Annotated in this window: 25 protein-coding genes and 1 tRNA gene; 24 read left to right on the forward strand and 2 right to left on the reverse strand. The window is 62.3% G+C overall.

Features of this window, described 5'->3' with window-relative positions:
• Positions 1-6: 6 nt before the first annotated feature.
• Positions 7-1,176 (reverse strand): hypothetical protein, encoded by a 1,170-nt coding sequence (locus ACUSIJ_RS07555; protein WP_449307766.1) that lies wholly within the window; start codon positions 1,174-1,176, stop codon positions 7-9.
• A gap of 327 nt (positions 1,177-1,503) precedes the next feature.
• Between ACUSIJ_RS07555 and ACUSIJ_RS07560 the strand changes: the two genes are divergently transcribed.
• From ACUSIJ_RS07560 to ACUSIJ_RS07675, 24 genes are all read left to right on the forward strand, one after another.
• Entirely contained in the window at positions 1,504-1,908 is a 405-nt protein-coding gene (locus ACUSIJ_RS07560; protein WP_449307767.1) for a hypothetical protein, read from the forward strand.
• 19 nt (positions 1,909-1,927) lie between these two features.
• Positions 1,928-3,952, forward strand: coding sequence for a hypothetical protein (locus ACUSIJ_RS07565; RefSeq protein WP_449307768.1), 2,025 nt, complete (start codon positions 1,928-1,930; stop codon positions 3,950-3,952).
• A gap of 157 nt (positions 3,953-4,109) precedes the next feature.
• Positions 4,110-4,706 (forward strand): hypothetical protein, encoded by a 597-nt coding sequence (locus ACUSIJ_RS07570; RefSeq protein WP_449307769.1) that lies wholly within the window; start codon positions 4,110-4,112, stop codon positions 4,704-4,706.
• A 53-nt stretch (positions 4,707-4,759) separates the two neighbouring features.
• Entirely contained in the window at positions 4,760-5,770 is a 1,011-nt protein-coding gene (gene sctE / locus ACUSIJ_RS07575; RefSeq protein ID WP_449307770.1) for a type III secretion system translocon subunit SctE, read from the forward strand.
• A gap of 55 nt (positions 5,771-5,825) precedes the next feature.
• A complete protein-coding gene (locus ACUSIJ_RS07580; protein ID WP_449307771.1) occupies positions 5,826-6,758 on the forward strand; it encodes a hypothetical protein in 933 nt (310 codons plus the stop codon).
• Positions 6,759-7,227: 469 nt separating this feature from the next.
• On the forward strand, positions 7,228-7,728 hold the full coding sequence (locus ACUSIJ_RS07585) for a tetratricopeptide repeat protein (protein WP_449307772.1): 501 nt from the start codon (positions 7,228-7,230) through the stop codon (positions 7,726-7,728).
• 57 nt (positions 7,729-7,785) lie between these two features.
• Positions 7,786-8,427, forward strand: a complete 642-nt coding sequence (locus tag ACUSIJ_RS07590) for a hypothetical protein (protein ID WP_449307773.1) — start codon at positions 7,786-7,788, stop codon at positions 8,425-8,427.
• 120 nt (positions 8,428-8,547) lie between these two features.
• A complete protein-coding gene (locus ACUSIJ_RS07595) occupies positions 8,548-8,931 on the forward strand; it encodes a DUF6157 family protein (protein WP_449307774.1) in 384 nt (127 codons plus the stop codon).
• Positions 8,932-9,531: 600 nt separating this feature from the next.
• Positions 9,532-9,606: transfer RNA gene (locus ACUSIJ_RS07600), tRNA-Met, on the forward strand.
• A gap of 62 nt (positions 9,607-9,668) precedes the next feature.
• Positions 9,669-9,854 (forward strand): hypothetical protein, encoded by a 186-nt coding sequence (locus tag ACUSIJ_RS07605; protein ID WP_449307775.1) that lies wholly within the window; start codon positions 9,669-9,671, stop codon positions 9,852-9,854.
• A 114-nt stretch (positions 9,855-9,968) separates the two neighbouring features.
• Positions 9,969-10,367: an HNH endonuclease gene (locus ACUSIJ_RS07610; RefSeq protein WP_449307776.1), complete on the forward strand. Its 399-nt coding sequence runs from the start codon at positions 9,969-9,971 to the stop codon at positions 10,365-10,367.
• Between the two features lie 9 nt (positions 10,368-10,376).
• Positions 10,377-10,772, forward strand: coding sequence for a hypothetical protein (locus ACUSIJ_RS07615; protein WP_449307777.1), 396 nt, complete (start codon positions 10,377-10,379; stop codon positions 10,770-10,772).
• A 139-nt stretch (positions 10,773-10,911) separates the two neighbouring features.
• Positions 10,912-12,525, forward strand: a complete 1,614-nt coding sequence (locus ACUSIJ_RS07620; protein WP_449307778.1) for a terminase large subunit — start codon at positions 10,912-10,914, stop codon at positions 12,523-12,525.
• On the forward strand, positions 12,522-13,931 hold the full coding sequence (locus ACUSIJ_RS07625; RefSeq protein WP_449307779.1) for a phage portal protein: 1,410 nt from the start codon (positions 12,522-12,524) through the stop codon (positions 13,929-13,931). Before ACUSIJ_RS07620 ends, ACUSIJ_RS07625 begins: the two co-directional genes overlap by 4 nt.
• Positions 13,932-14,816 carry an HK97 family phage prohead protease gene (locus ACUSIJ_RS07630; protein WP_449307780.1) on the forward strand — a complete coding sequence of 295 codons (885 nt, stop codon included), beginning with the start codon at positions 13,932-13,934 and terminating at the stop codon, positions 14,814-14,816. It abuts the gene before it with no gap.
• A 70-nt stretch (positions 14,817-14,886) separates the two neighbouring features.
• The gene (locus tag ACUSIJ_RS07635) at positions 14,887-16,254 is read left to right on the forward strand and encodes a phage major capsid protein (RefSeq protein WP_449307781.1); all 1,368 of its coding nucleotides are present in this window, start codon (positions 14,887-14,889) and stop codon (positions 16,252-16,254) included.
• Between the two features lie 62 nt (positions 16,255-16,316).
• Positions 16,317-16,709 carry a hypothetical protein gene (locus ACUSIJ_RS07640; RefSeq protein WP_449307782.1) on the forward strand — a complete coding sequence of 131 codons (393 nt, stop codon included), beginning with the start codon at positions 16,317-16,319 and terminating at the stop codon, positions 16,707-16,709.
• An 11-nt stretch (positions 16,710-16,720) separates the two neighbouring features.
• Complete coding sequence (locus tag ACUSIJ_RS07645; RefSeq protein ID WP_449307783.1) at positions 16,721-17,296, forward strand: head-tail connector protein; 576 nt, start codon at positions 16,721-16,723, stop codon at positions 17,294-17,296.
• 39 nt (positions 17,297-17,335) lie between these two features.
• Positions 17,336-17,650, forward strand: coding sequence for a phage head closure protein (locus tag ACUSIJ_RS07650; RefSeq protein ID WP_449307784.1), 315 nt, complete (start codon positions 17,336-17,338; stop codon positions 17,648-17,650).
• Positions 17,651-17,722: 72 nt separating this feature from the next.
• On the forward strand, positions 17,723-17,914 hold the full coding sequence (locus ACUSIJ_RS07655) for a hypothetical protein (RefSeq protein ID WP_449307785.1): 192 nt from the start codon (positions 17,723-17,725) through the stop codon (positions 17,912-17,914).
• Complete coding sequence (locus ACUSIJ_RS07660) at positions 17,901-18,410, forward strand: HK97-gp10 family putative phage morphogenesis protein (RefSeq protein ID WP_449307786.1); 510 nt, start codon at positions 17,901-17,903, stop codon at positions 18,408-18,410. Before ACUSIJ_RS07655 ends, ACUSIJ_RS07660 begins: the two co-directional genes overlap by 14 nt.
• Positions 18,411-18,821, forward strand: coding sequence for a DUF3168 domain-containing protein (locus ACUSIJ_RS07665; protein ID WP_449307787.1), 411 nt, complete (start codon positions 18,411-18,413; stop codon positions 18,819-18,821).
• Positions 18,822-18,833: 12 nt separating this feature from the next.
• Complete coding sequence (locus ACUSIJ_RS07670) at positions 18,834-19,280, forward strand: phage tail tube protein (protein WP_449307788.1); 447 nt, start codon at positions 18,834-18,836, stop codon at positions 19,278-19,280.
• 2 nt (positions 19,281-19,282) lie between these two features.
• Positions 19,283-19,741, forward strand: coding sequence for a gene transfer agent family protein (locus tag ACUSIJ_RS07675; protein ID WP_449307789.1), 459 nt, complete (start codon positions 19,283-19,285; stop codon positions 19,739-19,741).
• Between the two features lie 143 nt (positions 19,742-19,884).
• Here the strand turns inward: ACUSIJ_RS07675 and ACUSIJ_RS07680 are convergent, their stop codons facing one another.
• Positions 19,885-20,622 carry a DUF4214 domain-containing protein gene (locus ACUSIJ_RS07680; protein WP_449307790.1) on the reverse strand — a complete coding sequence of 246 codons (738 nt, stop codon included), beginning with the start codon at positions 20,620-20,622 and terminating at the stop codon, positions 19,885-19,887.
• Positions 20,623-20,762: the final 140 nt, after the last annotated feature.

The following is a 20,762-nucleotide window of genomic DNA, read 5'->3' on the forward strand; positions in this document are numbered from 1 at the left end:
CGCGCGTCATATTGAGAGCCTGGCGCGGCTCGACTGCGGTTCTGCGGCGGCTTCGGTCGCGAGGAAGGACAGGGCCCGGACGACCGAGACGACGGAGAAGGCGAGCATCTGGCCTTGCAATTGCGCCGATTGATCGAGCGCGCCGTCCGGGGCCTCCGCCGATGTCGTTTCTTCCGGGTCGCCGGCGGCTTTCGCGTTCTCGGCGCGCTTCTCGCGCAGTTTGTCGTCGCCGAGATCGTCCAGCGCAAAAAGAAAGCTCTCGGCAAGGATCTGGCTTTTCAGGCGGCTGACCTGCTCGCGGACGGTGTTGCCCGTCTCCTTGTCCAGGGCCTCATAAGCTGACGTGAGCCGCTCGTACTCTTTTTCCAGCGAAGATATTCTGGTCTTGGTTTCCGAGATCAATTGCTTGAGTTCGGATATGCTTCTGTTGATACCTTCCGTGGAGCTGTATATCTGCTGGTCTCTCTGGGTCTCAAGCGCAGCTTTTTCCGCCTGCAGCTGCCTGTACTCCTGTTCCTTCGTCTTCTTCTGCGTCTCCAGCTCCTGCTTTTCCGCTTTCTTTGCGTCGACGGCCTTCTCGTCCGTTTTGGAGCTCTTCTTGCCTCCGAACAGGCCGGAGAAGAAGCTGCCGATTTTTTTCAAGCCGTTGAGAATCTGGTCGCCCAGCCATTTCGCGGCGTCCGCGATCTTGTTGCCGAGCCACTCAATGCCTTCCCAGACCTTCTTCGCCGCGTAGACGACGCCGTCTATCGCCGCACTGAAGGCGGCTTTTATGCTGTCGATGATCGAGTTCTTCTCCCCTTCCAGGGCCTTGAGCTCTTTCTCCATGGCGTCGAGGCTGCTGCGGGCCTCGGAGATTTCGGTATTGACACGCGCCGCGCCATTGGCGAGTTCCAGAAGCTCTCCACCCGCCGCGCGCATGCGCGCGGTCGAGGCGCGGGCTCTGGTGTTGTCGTTGTCGAGTTTCAGTTTTTCCAGTTCGGCCAGCAGCGATTCAACGTCCACGCTCGTGCCGCCGCCGGCGGCCGGTGAGCTGATGCCGAGCCGGCTGGCGGTCATCGCCGGCAGGTTCAGGTCGGCCGTGAGCAGTACGACCGACCGGGAGTCGGACCGCGCGGAGGACTCCACGGCATTCGTGGGGGACAGGTTCTCCCCGGCGATGCGGGTATCGTGCACGCCCCTGCCGGCCAGTGGGGATATCGCCATCGCCTGCCACTCCTGTGCTGGAAACGAGCCGGGCCTGTCCGGTGCTGCGGAGCCGTGCCCGGGTACCATATCCCGCCATTATGCATGCGATCCCGCTTCTCCCTGTGCCGAACGGCACGCCCGCGCGCGGGCGCGCGTCGCCGAAGCCGGAGCGTTTTTCGCAAGCGATGTTCTTGTGACGTTCGGCACAGGGGGCGGCGGGCGCGCTCTGTATGCTCCGGATGAACAGGCCATGTCCGCCGGACAGCCGGCGGCCCGCACCGGCCACGGGACGGACCAACCGCGAGGATTGCCGGCATGAGCGCGAATGCTCCTTCCATATCCGCAGATCCCGTTGACGGGCGCGCCTCCCCGCACGGCGACGCGGCCGCTGCGGCCGCGGCGATCGACGCATGGCTCGGCGAGCGCGATCGCCGGCCGGAGCAGGATTGGGAAGGCCTTCTGACCGCGATCGCCGACCGGCTGCGCGAGATCCGCGCAGCCCCGGTCGTGCGGGACGATGCGGTCATCCTGGGCATTTTCGACGACATGCTCTACGCGCGGAACATGCAGGAACTGGCGGCGGACATCGACCGCCTGTGCGACCGGGTGGCCCATGTTCTGGCGCACCCCGAGGATGTGGAGCCGGTTCCCGCGTCCGCCGCGCAGCCGGAAGTCCCCGGCGCGAAGAAAGTCGCCGGCCGCGTCAAACTCAGACTCTGAAATCATTCAGGAGAATGTCATGAGCGTTTCAACCGTCTCGGGCGCTTCCCAGCCTGCCATGCCGGAACTGCCGAACGATCACGAGACCGAGGCGCAGGAGGTGGCCGCACTGGCGCCGCCGCCGGCCGGCGGCGCGGCTGCTGCCGTCAGCGCGCCGCTGGTGCTGGAGACCTCCGCCCTGGAAGTGATGGCGATGGAGCCCGCGGCCGCCGCGATGAGTACGGCCACGACGAGTTATCCGGCGACGAGTTCCGGATACTGGAATGAGCCTGCGATCATCACTTTCTCGTCACTGGACATGGCGGCGAAGATCATGGGCCTGGACGCAGACGAGAAAGCGCAACTGGCCGCGCTTGGCACGCTCACGTTCAGACATGAAAAAGGCGACACCTATACGAACTTCTGGACGCCGGTCGTTGCGCAACGCACATCCGACGGCAACAGCATCTACAACTTCGCGGATCCGAGCAAGGCCACGCTCAGTTACGTAGAGGCGGGTGCAGCCTTCGTCAAAGTGGAGGACTACGGGAAGGATCAGGAAGACGTGTCCCTGACAAAGGACGAGATTCTCGCCTTGTCGTCGGAAGATCTGAAAGCGTTGGTGCGGCAATATGGCATGCCCGATCTGGACGCAGGCAATAGTGCCGGTTTAGGTATCCATGGTCTCGACATGCACGGCGCCGTCGTACCGGCTACCAATCTGCTCTACTTTCGTACGCCAAGGGATGCGCACGAACTCACTATCATATTGGGCGAATCCGGCCAGCCGATCATCGTGGAGCATCTGGATGTGCGGTCCTTCGCCAAGCTGACAGTGGAAGAGCAGCGGCTGATCTCCGCGCTGCCCGCCTTCACGGGCGGGACAATTGGCCAAGGAGCATCGCAGGAAACATATGCGGGAGGCGCTGGGCTTGCCGCGACACTGGGCCTCGTGACGACGATACCCGCCAGCCTCCAGGATGCGTACAACGCGATCTACAGCCACACCGTGCCCCCGTTCGATGTTGATAATCTCTTCTATCCGAATTGGCCACTGACCAATTTTTCGGAGACCGACAGGCAGGTCTTTCTCGATCAGCTCCAGCTTATCGCAGACAAGCTGAGCAACCAGGCGATCTATCACAAGAAAACCATAGACGACGAAGTGGCCGCCGTCCTGAAGCGCTTCGAGACGGCCTATGCCTATGGCAGCGTTGCTGCGGAGGTGGGGCCGGATGTGTTCCAGATGAATTACCAGGGACACATCGTCGTCAGATACAGCAACGTCGTCAGCCTCGACAAGGGCGCTGCGATCGAGTCAGGTTTCGCGAATTTCATGGCGCAGGAAAGGCGATTGCTCGAACTGGCCGAGGCGCGCGCGAACCTGCAAGCGGAAACCGCCGGCAACAGAAAGCTCGACGTGCCGACAATGCTCGTCCGGTTTCAGCTTTACTACAACCTCGAGATGGAAGCACAAGTCAATATCAAGTCGGAGGAAGTCAAGCAGCAGAACGAGCTGCTGAAGACTTACGCCTACATGCAGAAAAGAGTCTCCGAGCTCGCGGGCACCGGTACTTCAATCGACTATCTGGGGGCATCGGGTGGCGGCGACGGCAACTATCAACGGGACGTATTCCAAGTTCACGCCATTAACAACCCCAATCCTCAAAGGATGTGGGAATACTTCGGCATCACGAGCATGTTTCAAACTCACAACATAAACGCGGGGTTTTTTGCCGATCCCAGCAGGCAATGGGCGGTCATGCAGCCCAAGCACCCGCTTGAGGCCCTGCGCGGCATAACCCGCCCCACGGTGGATATATTTTATGAGAATTCGACCCGCGGCAACAGCGACTGGGGCGAATACGTCAAGCTGAGCGCGAGCGCCTGGTCCCAGTTCGGCACCCGCCTTGCCGATGCCGTGACGCTGATCAATCAGGAATCCCAGATCCAGATGAACGACATCAGCGCGTTCGAAAAGGAAAAAAACCGCTATTTCGAAGCCGGCACCAACGCCCTGTCCCGGCTGAGCGAGGCGATCCTGGCCATTGCCCGCAACGTCTGAGGCCCCGCCCGTCCCATGCGCCGCGCCGGAGGCAAGATTTCATCGAGACGCCAGCGTTACTGTCATTTACGGCACAAATGAACCGGGAAAAAGACGGTATCGTCCGGCTATGTGGCAGAAACCGTCCCATCCGGCCGATCAGTCTAAGGAGCATGCGATGTCGCTTCTCAATAGCGCGCCTCTCGCGCCGCAGGATGCCGAAACGATCAGGACAACGGTCAACCCGGTGATCGCGGCGTATCTGCGGGAGCATTTCGGCATCGACGATCCGCAGGAAGCGATCAGCGAATGGGCCGCGCAGCTCGGCGCCGGCCGGACGCTCGCGAGCACGCTCGACCTGCGGCCGGAGCATATCGACGCCCTGCTCTCGCAGGCGCGTGACCTCATCCGCGCCGGCCAGCTCGCCCGGGCCCGCGACAAGCTGATGCTGGTGCTCTTCCTCGATCCGCTGGAGGTGCGCGCGGTCTACGCCGCGGCCGCCACCCTGCAGATGGAACAGCGCTACGCCGAGGCCGGGCGGCTCTATGCCTCCTACATCGTGCTGGAGCCTCTGGCGGCGGTGGGCTACCTGCGCATGGGCGAGTGCCTGCTGGGGAATGCGGAGCCGGACGAGGCACGGGAGTTCATCGCCAGCGCGCTGTCGCTCGCCCGCGAGCAGGAAGACGTGGCGACCGCCGAACATGCGGAAAAGCTGCTGAGTTTCATCGACACCAATCGCGCGGCAATCCGCGTCCGCGGCGCCTCCGCGCCATAACCCGTACACGTCGTTCTCGCAATCGCGCAGGCCATCGCGCAGGGAGGTATCCCATGTCCTCGATCACCGATGTTCGCGACACTTCAACCAGCGCCTTGGACAACGTCCATGGACGCGGCTCCGCGCGGACCGAGGCGAAAACCGCTGCCCTGGAAAACACCCCGGGCGCGGGCATCAACGGCGAGCCCGCCGCCCTGCCGGGGGCCACTACGCAGCCGCCATCCCTGGGCGCGCTGGTCGCGCTCACGTTCCAGGCGCTGATGGCGTCGCTCGACGAAAAGCTGCCGGGCTTCAGCACCGAGGACACGTCCGTGCTCGTCTCGGAGGTGGCCGCCGCCATGGACAAGCTCCAGAAGGACGTTCTGAAGGAGGACATCCAGCAAAAGGCAGCCCAGCGGCGCGTCGACGTCCAGGAGCTCGGCAAGCAGATGGCGAAGGCGCTCAAGGCGGAGGAGGAGGCGAAGAAGAAATCCGGCATCGCCAAGGCGTTCTCCAAGGCGATGGGCTACATCGTCGGCAGCCTCATGGTGGTCGCCGGCATACTGCTGACGCCGGTGAGCGGCCCGGCCGGTGTCGCGCTGGCCGTTGTCGGCGCCTTGATGATCGCCGATCAGGCCACCAAGGACACCACCGGAAAAGGCATCGGCGGCCATTTCGCCAAGGCGGTCGGTGGCGACGAGATGTGGGGCGACATGGGCTTCTCGATCGGGCTGGCGGTAGCGGGCGCCGTGGCCGGCGGCTTCGCCACCGCCGCGTTGAAGGGCGTGCAGCTGGCGCAGTGGGTGAACTACACCAGGATCGGGGCGTCGGGGGTGGCCGGCGCAGGGACGATCGCCAGCGGCGGCATCAACCTGGACGCCGGCATCACCCAGGCGAAGGCCACGCGCAAGCAGGCCGATACGAAGGATTTCGAGGCGGAGATGGAGCAGTCCCAGGCATTCATCGATCTTGCCATGAAACTGCTCATGGCCGTTTCCAAGAGAATAGCCGACGTGCTGGAGACGGGCACGGAAGTCCTGCAGGACCGGGGCCAGACCCTCAGCCGGGCAAGGCTGACAGCGTGACCGCAGCAACGTCGATCATGCCGCTTTTTTCCGATTTCCGACGAGGAGCCGTATCATGACTGTTATCGAGAGAGCGCCAACGGGCCCAGTGAAACCCGGCCAATATAACGATGGGCCACCCGCCGGTCCGGCGGTGGACAGATCCGGGCGCGCGGGCGGTTCGGACAAAGTGGGCGAGGGCGCGTTCGGCGAAGACCAGACCTCCGTCCCGCCGGTGGAGGAGGAGGCGCTGCCGCAAGTAGGGACGTTCGCCATCGGGCTGGACCCTAAGAAAATGGTAATAGATCTGGAGGGGGCTCTCGAGCTCATGAGCCAGTCGGCTGCCACTGAGATGATGGACAAATTGCTCATCATGGCGGAGAGCAACGCTCTGGTCCGTGCGCTGATAGAAAATGCCACTGAAGGTCTCAAGGCAGCGCGCGAGGCCGGCCAGGTCAACATGATGGCCAATGTAGCCAACCTCCACGCATCGGCCGACGCGACAAGGGGGCAGGCGGCTCTGCAGCTGGCAGCCGCCGTTGTGCAGGGTGTGATGACGATTGCAGCCGGCGCGGTTCAGGTCGGTGGGGCCAACTCAGCCCTCAAGCAGACTGCCTCCAGTCCGGCCGGTGGCGCTAGCGGTGGTAGTGGTGCTAAAGGGCCGACTGACGGGAAGGCCAGCCCCCCGGCCACCTCCGGCGCCACCCCGGCCACTGCCAGCACCTCCACCGACACGGCGAGGATTAATAATTCCCTATACGAGGGCTATGCCATGGGGATGCAGGGCTTCGGGAGTCTGGTCAGTGGGGTGCTCAACGCGTCCGCCACGGGAGTTGGCGCAGACGCCACCGATAGTCAGGCAAAGGCGGCGCTCGAACAGGCCAACTACCAGGAGAAGCAGGCGATCTTCCAGCAACTGGTGCAGCTTCTCAACGACATGATACAGATGGCCAAGGACCTGAGGAACAACGAGGTCGACCAGTTGCGCGCCGTCATCAGCAGCAGGTGATGCGGATCGTCGGGAAAAGAGTAGAGCCGAAGAGGGACCTGAGAAACAACGACCACGACCCGTTGCGCGCCGTTCCGAAACGATGGAAGCCGGCGTGCGTACTGTGAGGCCGGAGGCCGTTCAACGAAAGGCTTCCGCACCGGCGTGCCGGGCCGCGCTGATTTGGGGTCGGCCATCATTCGACGGATCCGTTCATTTGATCGCTCGAGGTTTTCTCCGGAAAGCGGCATCCACTTGTTGGGCCGTACGTCGGTGCATGCAATTCCGGGATCGATTGCACTATTGACCGATCGATGACGAAGCATATGCTATGTTATTATCTTAGATAATATAAGAACAATAACATAATATTGGAATTCATGTCACCGTTGTCGATTGTTAACGATAGTGATCGTATAGTAAAAATGGATTTCAATTTCTGTTTTCGATGGTGTATGCTTCGTTTGTGCTGTGACGAAGAGGGGCTGGAATGGCCATCAGAGAGTCCGAAACGCATCAGACGGCCGGCCAGGAGAGAGCCGACAGCAGCGCTCCTGATGCCGCCCAATCCATTCGGGAATACCTTGGCCTCAAGGTCGAGCATCTGCTGCCGGGGCTGGACATCGCGGCCAATCATCTCAGGCGCGGCGAGCACGCGGAGGCGCTGCGCACCTATTCCACCCTGGTGTTGATGGATCCGACGGAAGCCCGCTTCCAGCGCGGCCTGGCAGAATGCGCGCTCGAGACGGGGGATTTCCATCTCGCCTCGCTCGCGGCGTCGTCGCTCATTGCGGGCGCGCCCGACAAGCCGGAGGGCTATCTCATGTCGGGCCGCGCCTTCTTCGGCCTGCGCGATTTCGATGCCGCCATCGAGGATTTTCGCGAGGCCGTCCGGCTGGCGGAGCAGGCGGGCAATACGGCCCTGGCGCGGCAGGCGGAGCCGCTTCTGCAACGCGCGCTCATCGCGAAGGAAGTTAAGCCGAAGAACTGACCGATATCCACGATCGTCCGGCCGCTTCGCCGCGGTCGGCGCATTCCGGAGGGCCTCATGGCTCAACGCCCCCCAGCTGCCGTCACGGAGCACGATCCGCCGCTCGCCGCGCCCGGCGACGACGAGGACATGGCGGCCGTCCGCCGCATTTTTCGCGATGTCACCGCGGCGTTCGGCATCGACGGTGCGCCGGTGTTCGAGCGTCTCGCCGCGGGGCAGAGCGTCGCGCAGGCGCTGTCGGTCTCCCCGGCGGTGGTCGATGTCCTTTATGCGCGCGCGCATGGCTGGTCTTCACTGGGGCGCGTCGACCGCGCCCAGACGCTGTTCCGGGCACTCTGCCTTCTGGACGAGCGCAATGCCGATTACTGGGTCGGTTACGGCGTGTGTCTGCGCATGGCGCCGCTGCCCGACAGCGCTTCGCGCTCCGAAAGGGCCCGGCAATACGACAGCGCCCGCAAAGCGTTCGAGGCCGCGGCGCTTCTCCGCCCGGATTGGGCGATCCCGCATTTTCACGCGCTCGAACTGTCCCTGTTCCTGCGGCGCTGGGATCAGGCCCGGGCGTGTCTCGTGGCCTACGAGGAGCGGATGACGCCCGAGATCCCGCTGTCGATCGTCCAGGAAGCGCAGCGCCTGCGCGCGATTCTCGAAACCCGGCAGGCAGCAGCCTCCCCCGCGCCCGGCGTCTCCGTCAGCGCGTGACCCGGCGGCTTTTCGTGGCGTTCCGCCGTGTCCGATTGGCGTGAGCACGTGGATCTTCATGATGGCACCGAAAGGGGCCGCGCGTGTTATATTCGGTGCCGGAACCGGGAAGCTGAACCGATGCACAGCACCAATTACCGCGAAACACTGATCACCGTCTCCGCCGATTGCCCCGTGACAGTGGCGACTCCGCCGGCGAAGCGCGGAACGATAGCGGAGCGGCAGTTCACGATGCTTGACGCCGCTCCCTATGCCGTCACCTCGGACGAACTGCTGCTTGCGATCGAGAATGAGCGCAAGGCCCCGGTGACGGCCGCCGACTTCTTCGCCAAGCCGCAGGCCTGTCTGCGCGCGTCGCCTCTGGTCAAGAAACACGGCTATGGCCTGCACCACGACGCGGAGGGGAAAGTCGCGCTCGTGCCGATGGAAAGCGCGGAATACGCACGGCTTCTGGCCGATCGGTTGGTGACGAAACGCCCCGGGATGCGCAGCGCGAGAGGCTGATCTGCCCGGCACAAATCGAAACCCTAAAGCAACCTGCGTGTCATTTGGTGCTCAAATTAAACGCAGGGTATGGAAAATTACAGAAATTAGAGTGGATTGCGCAACAGCCTCTGATTCAACAATCATGCGACCTAATCTAAACGATTTTCATCGCTCTTTTACGGTAGGCTGCTCACGGATGGATTGGTAAAAACGTTAAATTTATCACTAAAATTAATAAAATGGCGGAAGAGGTGGCCATAGATGTTTGTCCATAAGAGCTTGATATGCAATGAAGAATAATCTGGCCTGCATCTAGGATGCCCGCTTAGATGCCCGCAAATTTTACGGTATTATGCCCCGGCTGTGAGTATTTCTCCAGCCTGCCCACAGTATGTCAATTTTTCCCCTCTTGCGTAAGCTGCCAGCTTCATGCTATTTACACGTCATCCCTACCAGAAGGGATCGAGATTGCCCGGCGGAAGTCGGGCTTTTTGATTCGCGGTGCCGCTGCCCGTGGGGTGACGGAACGGTAAACAAGTCCCCGGTGGAAACATAGACACAAATTCCAGGTGGAAACCGAATAGGGGGTTCGACTCCCTCCGGCACCGCATTCCATATAGCAGGGTAGAGCAGCAGTAGCTTGCTTGGCTCATAACCAAGAGGTCGCCGGTGCAAATCCGGCCCCTGCTTCCAGAATTTCGCCCCGCCACCGCGCGGGGTTTTTCTTTGCCTGATATCGGAATCCCGAGGGAGCCATGGCCAAGGTTGCTGTCACAATCAGCGTCAAGCCCGCGTGGTGGGTCCGGCACCTGCTATTCCCCGCGGCATTTCCGTTTGTCCTTCTGAGCGCCCTGTGCGGCGAGCGTGGGACGCAGTGGGCGCTCGCCGTGATCCTGATGCTGGCGGCACGAGGTCTACGCACCACGGTGGCCGATGGCTGAGGTGCCCGTCATAATCATTGCACCCTTCACCATGCCCCAGGATTTGTTGATAGGCATCGCTGCATCAAGCCTTCTCGCTTGGCATGTGATCGCCTTCCCGTGGTCGCTTTGGGCATGGGCGACGCGTTGAAACAGGAGCCCAAACTTTTTGGCTTCCGGCCACGCCCCAAGACGCTGAAGGTCCCGACCGGTCGAGAACGGCGGGAATCGCCGCGCAAGAGAGGGTACGATTCGGCTTGGGACCGCCTCTCGCGTCAATACCGCGAGGAAAACCCGTTCTGCGAGATGTGCGACCAGGCTGGCCGCATCCGGTTTTGTGACGTTGTCGACCATATGTACCCGGTCGCGGACGGCGGCCCTGTCCATGACCGGAGCAATCTGTGGTCGCTCTGCTACCACCATCACCATGGCTGGAAGGCGCGGGCCGAGGCGCTGGCGCGGCGGACCGGTCGCCTCCATCGGATCGCAGAATGGTGCCGTGAGCCTGATAGCCGGCCGCTAGAGTTGAAGTGAGGCTCCCCGATGGCGAAAGCGAAGAAGGTGGCCGGCTCGCCCGAGGATGCCGCGCCGGCTGGGAGCGTCATTGAGCACCCGGCGCGCAACACGATCCCACGTTGCAAACTCCCGCTCCGCACGCGAGAGGCGCAGGAGGAGTACGACACGATCGCCCGCCAGCTTTTCACCGCCGGCCGGCTGACTGATAACGCCCACCGTCACCTGTCTGCCTATGCCAGTTCGTTCGATCAGATCACCGTCGCGACGGTCGAGGGCAACGAGGTGCGGGCATCGTGGCGAGCCGAGATGCGTAAGTCGCTCGACAAGCTCGGGCTTGATGACCTGGAAACGCAGATAGCAGCACCGAAGAATGCGGCGGAAAACAAGTTCTCGCGCTTCGGTCGCGCGCCCCGTCGCGGATAAGCGTTTCCCGAAAGTCGAGCACAATGGCGAGCTCGTGCCTGACTATGCGGGGATGGCGCGTTGGTATTGCGAGGAGGTCGTAGCCGGGCGAGTACCGGCATGTAGATTGGAACGGCTTGGGTGCAAGCGCTACCTTGCCATGTTGGAGAAGGCGGAGCGGCCTCGATCGCCTTACCGATTCGACCCTTGGCATGTGAATGACGCTTGCGCCTTCATCGAGGATCTGCCCCACGTCAAGGCGCGGGACGGCACCATCGTTCTGGAGCCGGTGCAATGCTGGTGGCTGGCTGCGATTTTCGGCTTCCGGGATCGGGCCAATGACCTGCGTTGGGTGCGGACGGTCGAGCTGTGGATCCCGCGTAAGGCCGGCAAGACGACCCTGGCCGTGGGCATTATCCTCTACTGCATGGGGTATGAGGGCGAGGTCGGCGCCGAGACGGTTATATCGGCCGGGTCGGAAGACCAGGCCAATGTCCCGTTCTCGGCCATCGCAAAGACGTTCGAAGCCGCCGTTGACCTGAAGGAGCATTTCAGGGCTCACGTCACCAAGGATTATGCTGACCTGCGGGCCGTCGGCGGCATGATCCGCAAGGTGTCGTCGCGGGCAAAAAACCTGGACGGCCTCAACCCGCATGTTGTGCTCGCGGAGGAGTTGCACGCACAGAATCAGGATGTCATCGGAGTCCTGAAAACGGCTATGGGCTCGCGGCTGGCGCCGTTGTGGCTGTCGATCTCGACGGCCGGTCGGCAAGCGTTCGGCCCGGCCTATGAGAGCTTCAGGGAGTGCCAGGCTATCCTTGAGGGCCGTCGCTCGGCGGATAGGCTGTTCGCTGCCGTGTACACGGCCGATGATGGGGATTCGGACAAGCGGTTTGATCTGCGGGTCATCGAAAAGATCAACCCGCTTTGGGGCGTGACGCTCTATCCAGCGTCGATCGACGAGGAGAGGCGCGAGGCTCGTATCAGCCCGTCGAAGCTGCAGGAGTACCTGCGCACGCGGCTCAACATCTGGTCGCGGGCGGCGGGGAACCTGATCTCGGTTGAGGCGTGGGACCGGTGCGCCGATTCGGCGTTGAGCCTCGATATGTTCAAGGGCTTCCCGATGTATGTCGGGATCGACCTTGCCAGTCGATCGGACCTTAACGCCGCGGCTTTCATGATCAAGGCGGGCGAAAAAGTCTACGTGAAGGTCCTCTACTGGATCTGCGAACAGTCGCAGCGGATGACGGACGATCGATATGCGGACGATTTTGCTGCATGGGCGCGGAATTGCTGGCTGCGGCTCACGCCCGGCGGCTTTATCGACTACCGCGTGATCCTGAAGGACATCTTCGAGATGGTACAGGGCCATGATGTCGTTGCCGTTGGGCTCGACGATTATCAGGCCAACCTGATGTCCGGCGAGATCGGCTCTGCTGGCTACGAAACGTTCATGCTGCGCAAGGTGGCGCGGCAGATCACGCCGGCAACGGACGACTTCCTCGCTCGCATCGACGCTGGCCTGTTGGCCCACGACGGAAGCCCGGTCAGCGCCTGGTGCGCGGGGAACGTAGTCGGCCATTGGGACGCGAACGACAACGTGCTTCCGAAGAAGGAAAAGCGCGGGTCGAAAGAGAACATCGACGGGATCGACGCCGCGATCATCGCCAACGCCCTTCGGCTCGCCGATGAGTCGGGCACCCTGCACGAGATGAGAGAGAACGACGTGCCAAATCCGTACATGGAACGCGGGCTGGCCGGGAGCGACGTATGAGCGACACAATCGATGCGGGGTACGTGGCGCTTGGCAGCGGCCATCCACCTGCCGAGAAGGGCCTGACCGCTTCGTCGTCTGACGGATGGGATATGTTCAACGTCGGCTGGACGGACTTTGCTGAATCGCTCGGTCTGGGCGGCGGCGCGCTTCCGACATTGAACCGTCTCGATGCCGTGGGCGTCAGCCTCGCCATCCAGTGCGCAGACGTGAAGGCCCGCGACATTGCCAAGTCCGACATGGTGCTGTGGAAGCGCGAGCGGCCGAGCCGGAGGAGGCGAGGCGGCTGGGTGGAAGTTCTCCCTGGAGAACATTGGTTTGCCCGATTGCTCGCCCGCAAGCCGAACGATCTGCATTCCTGGGCTGAATTCTGGCGGATGATCATCCTGCACCTGGACCTGACGCAGAATGCCTACATCTTCAAGCGCGTCACGCGCTCCGGCGAGGTACAGGAGTTGATCCCGATACTGCCCGGCCGGTGCCTGATGCGCGTCGATCCTCAAAGCCGTCGGGTCTATTACGATATCAACGCCAGCACGGATTTTGAACGGACACAGCTCGGCGGCGACTCGCACATCATCGTGCCGGCCGAATATATCATCCACCTTCGGGGACGGCTCTATGACGGCGCCTACGGCCTGTCGAGCCTGGCCCTCGGCAATCCGATCTTCACGCTGCTGAAGGCGATCAACGACTATCAGACTAACCTGTTCGGCAGCGACGGCAAGCAGCCCCTTGTGTTCGAAACCGCGCAGACGTTCACCGGCGAACAGGCGGACAGGGCATTTCGCCGTCTGAAAGACCAACTCACGGAGCGCGTGCGGAAATTCAACCGGAACGGCGACCCGATCCTGTTGGAGGCCGGATTGACGGCGAAAGCCATCGCCATCGGCAGCCGGGACGCGCTCACGACGGATTCGTTCAACCAGCAGGTGGCGCGAGTGTGCGGCGTGATGCAAACGCCGCCCCATAAAATTTACCACTACGAGAGCGTGAAATACGACAACCAGGCCGCGGCGGATGACCAGTACGCCAATGACTGTCTGATCCCGATCGCGCGCAACGTCGAGGAGAAGTTCCGCAACGGCCTCCTGCGCGAAGACGAGTGGGATTATCTGCTCCCGGAGTTCGACCGGGAGGCCATGCTTGCTGGCGACCGCAAAACGATGATGGACCGCATCGAGCGGGCGGTGAAAGTCGGGCTGATGGAGATCAATGAGGGGCGCGAGCGCCTGTCCCTTAACCCGCGCGAGGGCGGTGACGTACTCCTCGTACCGGTCAACATGGCGATGGTCGACCGCAAGGGCAGGGTGATCGTGCATGCGGCGTTCGGCCAGAATGCCAATCTCCCCGGCGCTGGCGAGCCCGTTGCCGACGACAACTCTTCGAAAGATCAGGAGCAATAGATGCCCGACCATACCGTTTCGGTTGACGAGTACCTTTCCCAGCGAAAGGACTTCGTTTCATCCGGCGACGTTCTCGTGAAGGGCGTTGCGGCGCCGGCATCGTGGAACGATAACGCCCGTTCGGCTCGGTTCGTCATGTCGAGCGAGGCTGAGGACCGCGCCGGCGACATTATCGTGCAGTTGGGGATCGACCTTCGCGGCTTCCTCGCCAATCCGGCCGCATTCTTCAATCACCGCTCGTATGGTTTCCCGATCGGCACGTGGTCGGAAGTCGCCAGGATCGCCGACACGCCGGCGCGCACCGAAGGCACTATCACGTTCCTGCCCGAGGGTGACAGTGTCGACGCCGACCAAGTGGCAAAGCTGGTTGCTCGCGGTGCGCTTCGCGGTGCCAGCGTCGGCATCCGGCCGAAAGCGATCACGCGCCGGATCAATGAGGCCGGCGAGCCGATCCGCGGTTTCCACATTCGCGAATCCGATTTGATCGAATGCAGCGTGGTGCCGATCCCGGCTCATCCCTCTGCTATCGTCAAGGGCGCGGGTAGCGATACCCGGCTTGCCTACGATGCCATTGAATACGTGCTCGACACCTGGGTGAAGGGCGCCGATGGCCTGATCGTGCCACGCGAGGAATACGAGGCCGCCCAGCGCGCGCTGAAGGAAAAGGCGGCGGCGGAAGAAAAGGCCGCGCGCAACCATTCGTTCACTCAGCGGATGAAGTCGTTCTTCGGGCTCGGCGACGCGCCGGCCGGGGAGGCTGACCCGCAGGCAGAGCTTGAGAAGGCGGCGCTGTCCGTCGCCGAGAGGATCCGTCGTCGCGATGCGGCGGCAGAGAGGGCGAAGTCGCTGCTTGAGAGGCAGCAGAGCGCGCCCGGCGCTGGGTGAGATCAATCAACCAGTCTTGTTGTAGTCCCCGGCGCTTCGAGCGCCTTTTTTATTGTTCGGAGAAATCATCATGACACTGGCAGAACTCCGTGCCGCCCTTGCCACCAAGGTCGCGGCCATTGACGGGTTGAAGGAGAAGGCTTTCGCGACGGAAGCGAGCGCCGAGGACATCGAGGCGTTCGACAAGGCGATCGCGGAGGCGGAGACGATCGAGAAGCAGGTTGCGCTGGCCGAGCGCGCCGAGGCGGTGGCGGCGAAGTCGACCGCTACGGTGCCGCATATCCCTGCGCCCGGCAACGCCGCACCGGTGCCGGCTGCGGCCGTCATCGAACTCAAAGCCGAAGAGAAGCTCGGCCTGCTTGCCGCAGCGCAGGTGAAGTCGTTCTTCAATAAAGAGCCGATCGTCAAGGTTCTCGACGACAACGGCTATGGCGTCTTCGCCAAGTCCATCACGACGGCGAGCGATTCCGCTGGCGTTCTCGTGCCCCAGCCGCTCCAGCGCGAGATCATCGAGCTGCTGCGGCCGCAGACGACGTTCCTTCAGGGTAATCCCCGCCGCGTGCCCCTTACCCACGGCAAGTTCAAGCAGCCGCGCGGCGCAAGCGGGGCGCAGGCCGGGTATGTCGGCGAGGGCGCGCTGAAGCCGATCACGGGAGTGACCTTCGACAGCGTCGATCTGTCGGCGAAGAAGCTGACCGCAATCGTGCCGCTCACTGATGAGGCCAAGGCGTGGTCCCTGCCCGATCTGGAAGGCTACGTCCGCACTGATCTCCAGCGCTCCATGTCTCAGGCGATCGACACTGCGGCGTACTGGGGGCCGGGCACGAATAGCGCGCCGAGGGGCATTTTGACTATCGCCGGGATCGGCACCCGTGACACGGTCGCGACCGATGCGAAGTGGCCCACGATCCAGGAAATCGACCGGGAAGCCTCTTGGGCCGTCCTTAGTCTGACCACCGCGAACATCGCTGCGTCGGAATCGTGGGCATGGCTCATGTCGTACCGCACGCTGGAGTTCCTGAAGAACATCCGCGTCGGCGATACGACAGGCGTCTACGCCTATCCCGAGCTGCGCGGCACCTCTCCAACCTGGAATGGCTTCCGCGTGCTGGTGTCCAATCAGGTGCCGGACAACGGCGGCGGGACCACGGACGAATCCAGCATTTCGCTGATCGATTTCGCGCACGTCCTGTTCGGCGAGGATGGGACCGGGACGCGCGTAAAGGTGTCCGATCAGGCCACGTTGCAGGTCGGCACGGAGACTGTGACCGTCCCCGGTGTTGGCGAGGCCCCGGACGTGGTCACCGAGGTCCCGGTACTCCTGCATCTCTTCCAGCAGAACCAGTTCGCGATCCTGATCGAAAACCAGCACGACTTCGGCCTGCGCCACCTCAAGGCGGTCGCGGTGCTGAAAAAGGTCCGCTGGGGCGCGCCGTAAACCCGTGAAGCGTTCGCCGCCGGTCGCCTACGGGCGGCCGGCGCCTTTTGCTGGAGAGCATCATGAACCTAGACGATTTTCAGGCGCTGGCATTGCCAACGACCGGGCTTGTGCCGATGGTCATTCTTGCCGAATCCGTCGATCAGCACCAGCAGGGCGACGTCGCCGGCTTCCAGCCGGACGCGGCCTTCCGCCTGTTCGCTGCGCGGCGAGCGGCAGTGTACAATCCCGCCACCGGTGAGACGCTGGCGTCGGACGGCAAGCCTGCTGCAGTCTCCGCGCCCGCCGCACCGGCCGCCTACGACGTCGAGATCCCCGACGACTGGCAATCGCTGCACCATATCCGCCTGATCGCGCTCGCGGCCAAGATCACCGGCGACAAGGTGGCGTCGAAGGATGAGGCTATTGCGATCATCGAGCGCGAGCTCACGGCCCGCGCCGGCGAGAGCGAGTAGGGCTCGTCGACATGGCCGACGTCATCCGCATCTCCCCGGCATTGACCACGGAACGGGTGCTCGCCGTCGTTTCCGTGGCAGAGGTCAAGGCGCAGTTGCGCGTCACGCATGATCGCGAGGATAGCCTGATCGCCGGGTACATCGCGGCGGCCTATGACTATCTGGCCGGGGAAGATGGCTGGCTGGGCGGGTATTGCCCGTTGCAGCAGGAATTCGAGGCGCATTTCCCAGGAGGGCGGCGCTCGTTCGAACTGCCGCTGCGCCCCGTGCGTGCCGTCGACGTCCTTTCCGTGACTGGCGTTCCGCAACATATAGTGCTCGACGGCCGGCTGTTCACGAAGATCGAGGCGCCCAGCATCGTCGGGCTGGCGAGCAATGCCCGAGCCGTGACCGTGCGGTTTCGCGCCGGCCACGACATTCCCGCGGACGTCCCCGCTGGAATCCGCAAGGCCATCCTGTTGCTCGCTGCCGATCAGTATCAGAACCGTGAGGCGTCGGCTCTCGGATCGGCCGCGACCGCTCGCGAGATCGAGTTCGGCCTCCGAAAATTCGCCGGCCGTTATCGCATCTCCCCCGATCACTCATGAGGTTCCGACGTGGCCTTGGCTGGTAAGAGATCGTGTTTCGTGACCGTGAAGCGGTACGCCACGCCGACGCGAGATCCGGACGCCGATCCAACCAGCGCATGCGACGAGACTGTAAAGACACTCTGGGGCGCCATCACACCGCTGCGAGGGACAGAGTCCTTTACGGCGGCGCAGATGGGCGCTGCCACGACGCATCGTGTTTCCTTGGACTTTTACGACGCCGAGGGCATTACGGCTGACATGTTCCTCGAATTTGAAGGCCGTCATTTCGACATTGAGGCCATCCTGCGGGACGAAATCACCAAGCGCGACGTGGTGCTGACCGTGGTCGAGCGAGCCTACAGCAGCCGGTAAGCGCCCTTCATCAATGCCCCGAATCTCGCCCGCCTCGCGCGGGCTTATTGTTGCCTGATACCGGAGGAAGCCATGCCCAAAGTGGAGTTCACTGAAGATTTCGACTGGTACTTTCAGAGCGGATGCTGCGGGTTCGGTGTGCGAGCGTACCAGGCCGGCTGGTCTGGTGACGTTGATGATGACGTTGCAGATGCAGCCACGAAAGCCGGCAAGGCTCGGCTGGTAGAGCCTGAATCCGAAGCCGAGGCCGATGGCGAAGTTTGAGGGGCGTGAAAGCCTTCTTCGCAAGATGAAGGCGATGCCTCCCGCCGTTCGATCTGCGATCAAGCAGGCTCTCGCGCAAGGGGCAGACGAAATCACCGCCATGCAAAAGCGTCTGGTTCAGGTGAAGGACGGCGATCTGCGCGACAGCATCACCCAAACATGGGGCGGGGGAAAGGTCCGATACGCCTCGGTCGGCACACGATACGAAGACAAGGGAGATCCGGATCTTACAGTCAGGCTGTCGGCGGGCAATGCCCAGGTTCGATACGCTCATCTCGTCGAGTTTGGCACCGGTCCGCACAGTGTGGCCAAGGGCGCGCGCAGGAAATACTCCGGCATGGTCCATGCGCTGACCAGCAAGGGCAAGGCCCGGCAGCACCCCGGCTCCAAGCCGCAACCGTTTTTCTTCCCACCCTACCGCGCGCTGCGCCGCCGCGTCCTGTCGCGCGTCAGCCGCGCGACGTCCCGTGCTGTCAGATCGATGGCGAGAAAATAGATGAGCGACGATCTATCCGGCCCCATCCAGACGGCAGTGCATGCGCTGTTGCTCGCCGATACTGGCCTGTCGGCCATCGTCGGTACTCGCGTCTTCGATCGGGTGCCTAGCGACGCGCAACTGCCGTTCGTCTACACGTCCGGCTGGCAGATGATCGGTGACGAGCTCGATTGCTACGACGTCACAGAATACTTCTTCGACGTGCAGGTGTTCGGCCGCAGCGGAATAGGCCGGCTGTCCATCACGCCCGCTGCCGGCGCAGTGCGCAAGGCGCTTCATCGCCAGCAGATCACCATCGAAGGCGGCGAGATCGCCTGGATATCCCATCGCACCACTTTCTACTTCGACGAGCCGGACGGTCTGACGCGCCGGGCCGTCTTGAACTTCCACGTCACGTCAGACCAGTTTTAGGAGGTCATCACTATGGCACTGGCAAAAGTTTTCAATTTCTCGGGGATCCGGGTGCTGATCGGCGATGGCGCAAGCCCCGAGGTCTTCGGGGCACCATGTGGCTTCACCGAGCGTGCAATTACATTCAATAAGAGTCTTGGGGAATCGAATATCCCGGACTGTGACAACGAAGATGCCGCTTCATGGACTGGGCGCGATGTCATCGCTAAGTCCGCGTCAATCCGAAGCGCTGGCCTCTTGGACGAAGATGCTCTGTCAACATGGCAAGGGATGGTTGAGAGCGATGAACCCAAGAATGTCCGTGTCGAGCTTTGGCGAAGTGGGACAAAGAAGGGACATTGGCAAGCACCCTTCCACCTGGAGAGCTTTGAGCCGGGCGGCTCGCAGGGGCAGAAGGTTGCGGTGTCTGTGAGCCTTCAGAGCGACGGTGAGGTGGCGTGGACCGCTGGCGGCGGCTGATCATGTCGGACAACAACCGCAACGGTGCCATCACGACGGATTTCGGAGACGGCACCTATACGTTCCGGCTCGCGCTTGGCGAGCTGGAAGAGCTTCAGGAGAAGACCGACGCGGGACCGTTTGTAGTTCTGCGCCGGCTCTTTGATGGCGCATGGCGCGTAGCGGACATTCGCGAGACGATCCGCCTCGGGCTGATCGGCGGCGGCGCGGAGCCGTTGCAGGCGCTCAACCTCGTACGCCGCTATGTCGACGAGCGCGCCAATTGGATTGGCAATGCGTCGATTGCACAGGCCGTGCTCGGTGCTGCGCTGTCCGGTGCGCCGGAGGAGGAGGCGGGAAAAGACGACGCGCCGGAGGCCGGGAAAAATCCGCCGAGCTCCCAAACGGACGGATCGCCTTCGGCGCAGTCTACGGATCAGCGGCCGCCTGCGGAATCAGCCCCGCCGATCTCCGGCGACTGACTCTCTGGCAATTGTCGGCGGCCGTCGACGGCTGGCTTGCCGCTCATGCGCCGGAGAAGGACGAGGGGCTGAGTGCCGACGAGGAGGCGAACATTCTCGCCATGCTGGAGGCGACGGGGTAACATCGCCTCCGGGCAGATGTCTTAACCGAGCCAAATACCGTTGATGAGCTCGTCTGCGACGCCGATGATGTTCTCTTCGCTCTCCGAAAATCCGATGAGAACGTCGGTTCTGGACTGTCTGCCGGAATTCAGTTCCTCGTTCCAGTAGGTAATGCCACCTTCATCGCCTCCGCGCCCGAGCACGTTCTGATAGAGAGCGTCTACGAAGGCGGCGTTGGAAATGCTCTCGCCATAAATGATCCGGAATTCCTGAGAGTCAATGAACCGATCGGCGACGAACGCTAGGTCATTGCCATCATCCAGAACGTCAATCCAGTATTTGAGGCCGTCAAGGTCGGGCGCGCGATCGAATGCGGACTGATAGAGGCGGAAAGCTTGGCCGGCGTTTCCGTTTACGTCGACCGCAAGGACTCCATCGGAGAATTGTATCCGCTCGATATCTTCAAGCCATGTCATCAACGTCTCGTCATGGTCTTCAATTGAAGTCGGGGTTACGGTTCGGTTGAACTTGTAGTCGTCCCTTGCCCGTTCGAATATCGCAGTATCAATTCCGTCTCCGCCATAGATACTTGTTCTGCCAGACGGGATATAAAATATGTCATCACCCGTTCCGCTTGATACCACGGATCGCCCATAACCCGACCACCAGCGGACAGTCCCATAATACGTTGACGTGGAAATGTCTGAACCTTCTCCGGCAATATATCTTACCTCCGGTGCGGGCGCGGGTTCAGGTGGAACGTAATCTCCAATAGCCATGTGCTTCTCCGCTGGTGCAATGTGACCAAAATAAGGCAGCATGTGCACAGCGGTTTTGCAAACAGTCTTTTGTCTCATGGGGTGAGCGGCTGGCCGAATTCCCCTCCGGCTCACGAGGCCGGGGGCATCATTTTGAGTGC

Source organism: Pseudochelatococcus sp. B33 (genome assembly GCF_053570585.1).

Coding starts and splice junctions, on each gene's coding strand:
- ACUSIJ_RS07665 (WP_449307787.1), top strand. CDS start 18,411: ATGAGCGACGATCTATCCGGCCCCATCCAGACGGCAGTGCATGCGCTG.
- ACUSIJ_RS07610 (WP_449307776.1), top strand. CDS start 9,969: ATGGGCGACGCGTTGAAACAGGAGCCCAAACTTTTTGGCTTCCGGCCA.
- ACUSIJ_RS07630 (WP_449307780.1), top strand. CDS start 13,932: ATGCCCGACCATACCGTTTCGGTTGACGAGTACCTTTCCCAGCGAAAG.
- ACUSIJ_RS07645 (WP_449307783.1), top strand. CDS start 16,721: ATGGCCGACGTCATCCGCATCTCCCCGGCATTGACCACGGAACGGGTG.
- ACUSIJ_RS07590 (WP_449307773.1), top strand. CDS start 7,786: ATGGCTCAACGCCCCCCAGCTGCCGTCACGGAGCACGATCCGCCGCTC.
- ACUSIJ_RS07635 (WP_449307781.1), top strand. CDS start 14,887: ATGACACTGGCAGAACTCCGTGCCGCCCTTGCCACCAAGGTCGCGGCC.
- ACUSIJ_RS07615 (WP_449307777.1), top strand. CDS start 10,377: ATGGCGAAAGCGAAGAAGGTGGCCGGCTCGCCCGAGGATGCCGCGCCG.
- ACUSIJ_RS07625 (WP_449307779.1), top strand. CDS start 12,522: ATGAGCGACACAATCGATGCGGGGTACGTGGCGCTTGGCAGCGGCCAT.
- ACUSIJ_RS07655 (WP_449307785.1), top strand. CDS start 17,723: ATGCCCAAAGTGGAGTTCACTGAAGATTTCGACTGGTACTTTCAGAGC.
- ACUSIJ_RS07620 (WP_449307778.1), top strand. CDS start 10,912: ATGTTGGAGAAGGCGGAGCGGCCTCGATCGCCTTACCGATTCGACCCT.
- ACUSIJ_RS07570 (WP_449307769.1), top strand. CDS start 4,110: ATGTCGCTTCTCAATAGCGCGCCTCTCGCGCCGCAGGATGCCGAAACG.
- ACUSIJ_RS07580 (WP_449307771.1), top strand. CDS start 5,826: ATGACTGTTATCGAGAGAGCGCCAACGGGCCCAGTGAAACCCGGCCAA.
- ACUSIJ_RS07560 (WP_449307767.1), top strand. CDS start 1,504: ATGAGCGCGAATGCTCCTTCCATATCCGCAGATCCCGTTGACGGGCGC.
- ACUSIJ_RS07640 (WP_449307782.1), top strand. CDS start 16,317: ATGAACCTAGACGATTTTCAGGCGCTGGCATTGCCAACGACCGGGCTT.
- sctE (WP_449307770.1), top strand. CDS start 4,760: ATGTCCTCGATCACCGATGTTCGCGACACTTCAACCAGCGCCTTGGAC.
- ACUSIJ_RS07675 (WP_449307789.1), top strand. CDS start 19,283: ATGTCGGACAACAACCGCAACGGTGCCATCACGACGGATTTCGGAGAC.
- ACUSIJ_RS07660 (WP_449307786.1), top strand. CDS start 17,901: ATGGCGAAGTTTGAGGGGCGTGAAAGCCTTCTTCGCAAGATGAAGGCG.
- ACUSIJ_RS07680 (WP_449307790.1), bottom strand. CDS start 20,622: ATGGCTATTGGAGATTACGTTCCACCTGAACCCGCGCCCGCACCGGAG.
- ACUSIJ_RS07605 (WP_449307775.1), top strand. CDS start 9,669: ATGGCCAAGGTTGCTGTCACAATCAGCGTCAAGCCCGCGTGGTGGGTC.
- ACUSIJ_RS07595 (WP_449307774.1), top strand. CDS start 8,548: ATGCACAGCACCAATTACCGCGAAACACTGATCACCGTCTCCGCCGAT.
- ACUSIJ_RS07565 (WP_449307768.1), top strand. CDS start 1,928: ATGAGCGTTTCAACCGTCTCGGGCGCTTCCCAGCCTGCCATGCCGGAA.
- ACUSIJ_RS07670 (WP_449307788.1), top strand. CDS start 18,834: ATGGCACTGGCAAAAGTTTTCAATTTCTCGGGGATCCGGGTGCTGATC.
- ACUSIJ_RS07585 (WP_449307772.1), top strand. CDS start 7,228: ATGGCCATCAGAGAGTCCGAAACGCATCAGACGGCCGGCCAGGAGAGA.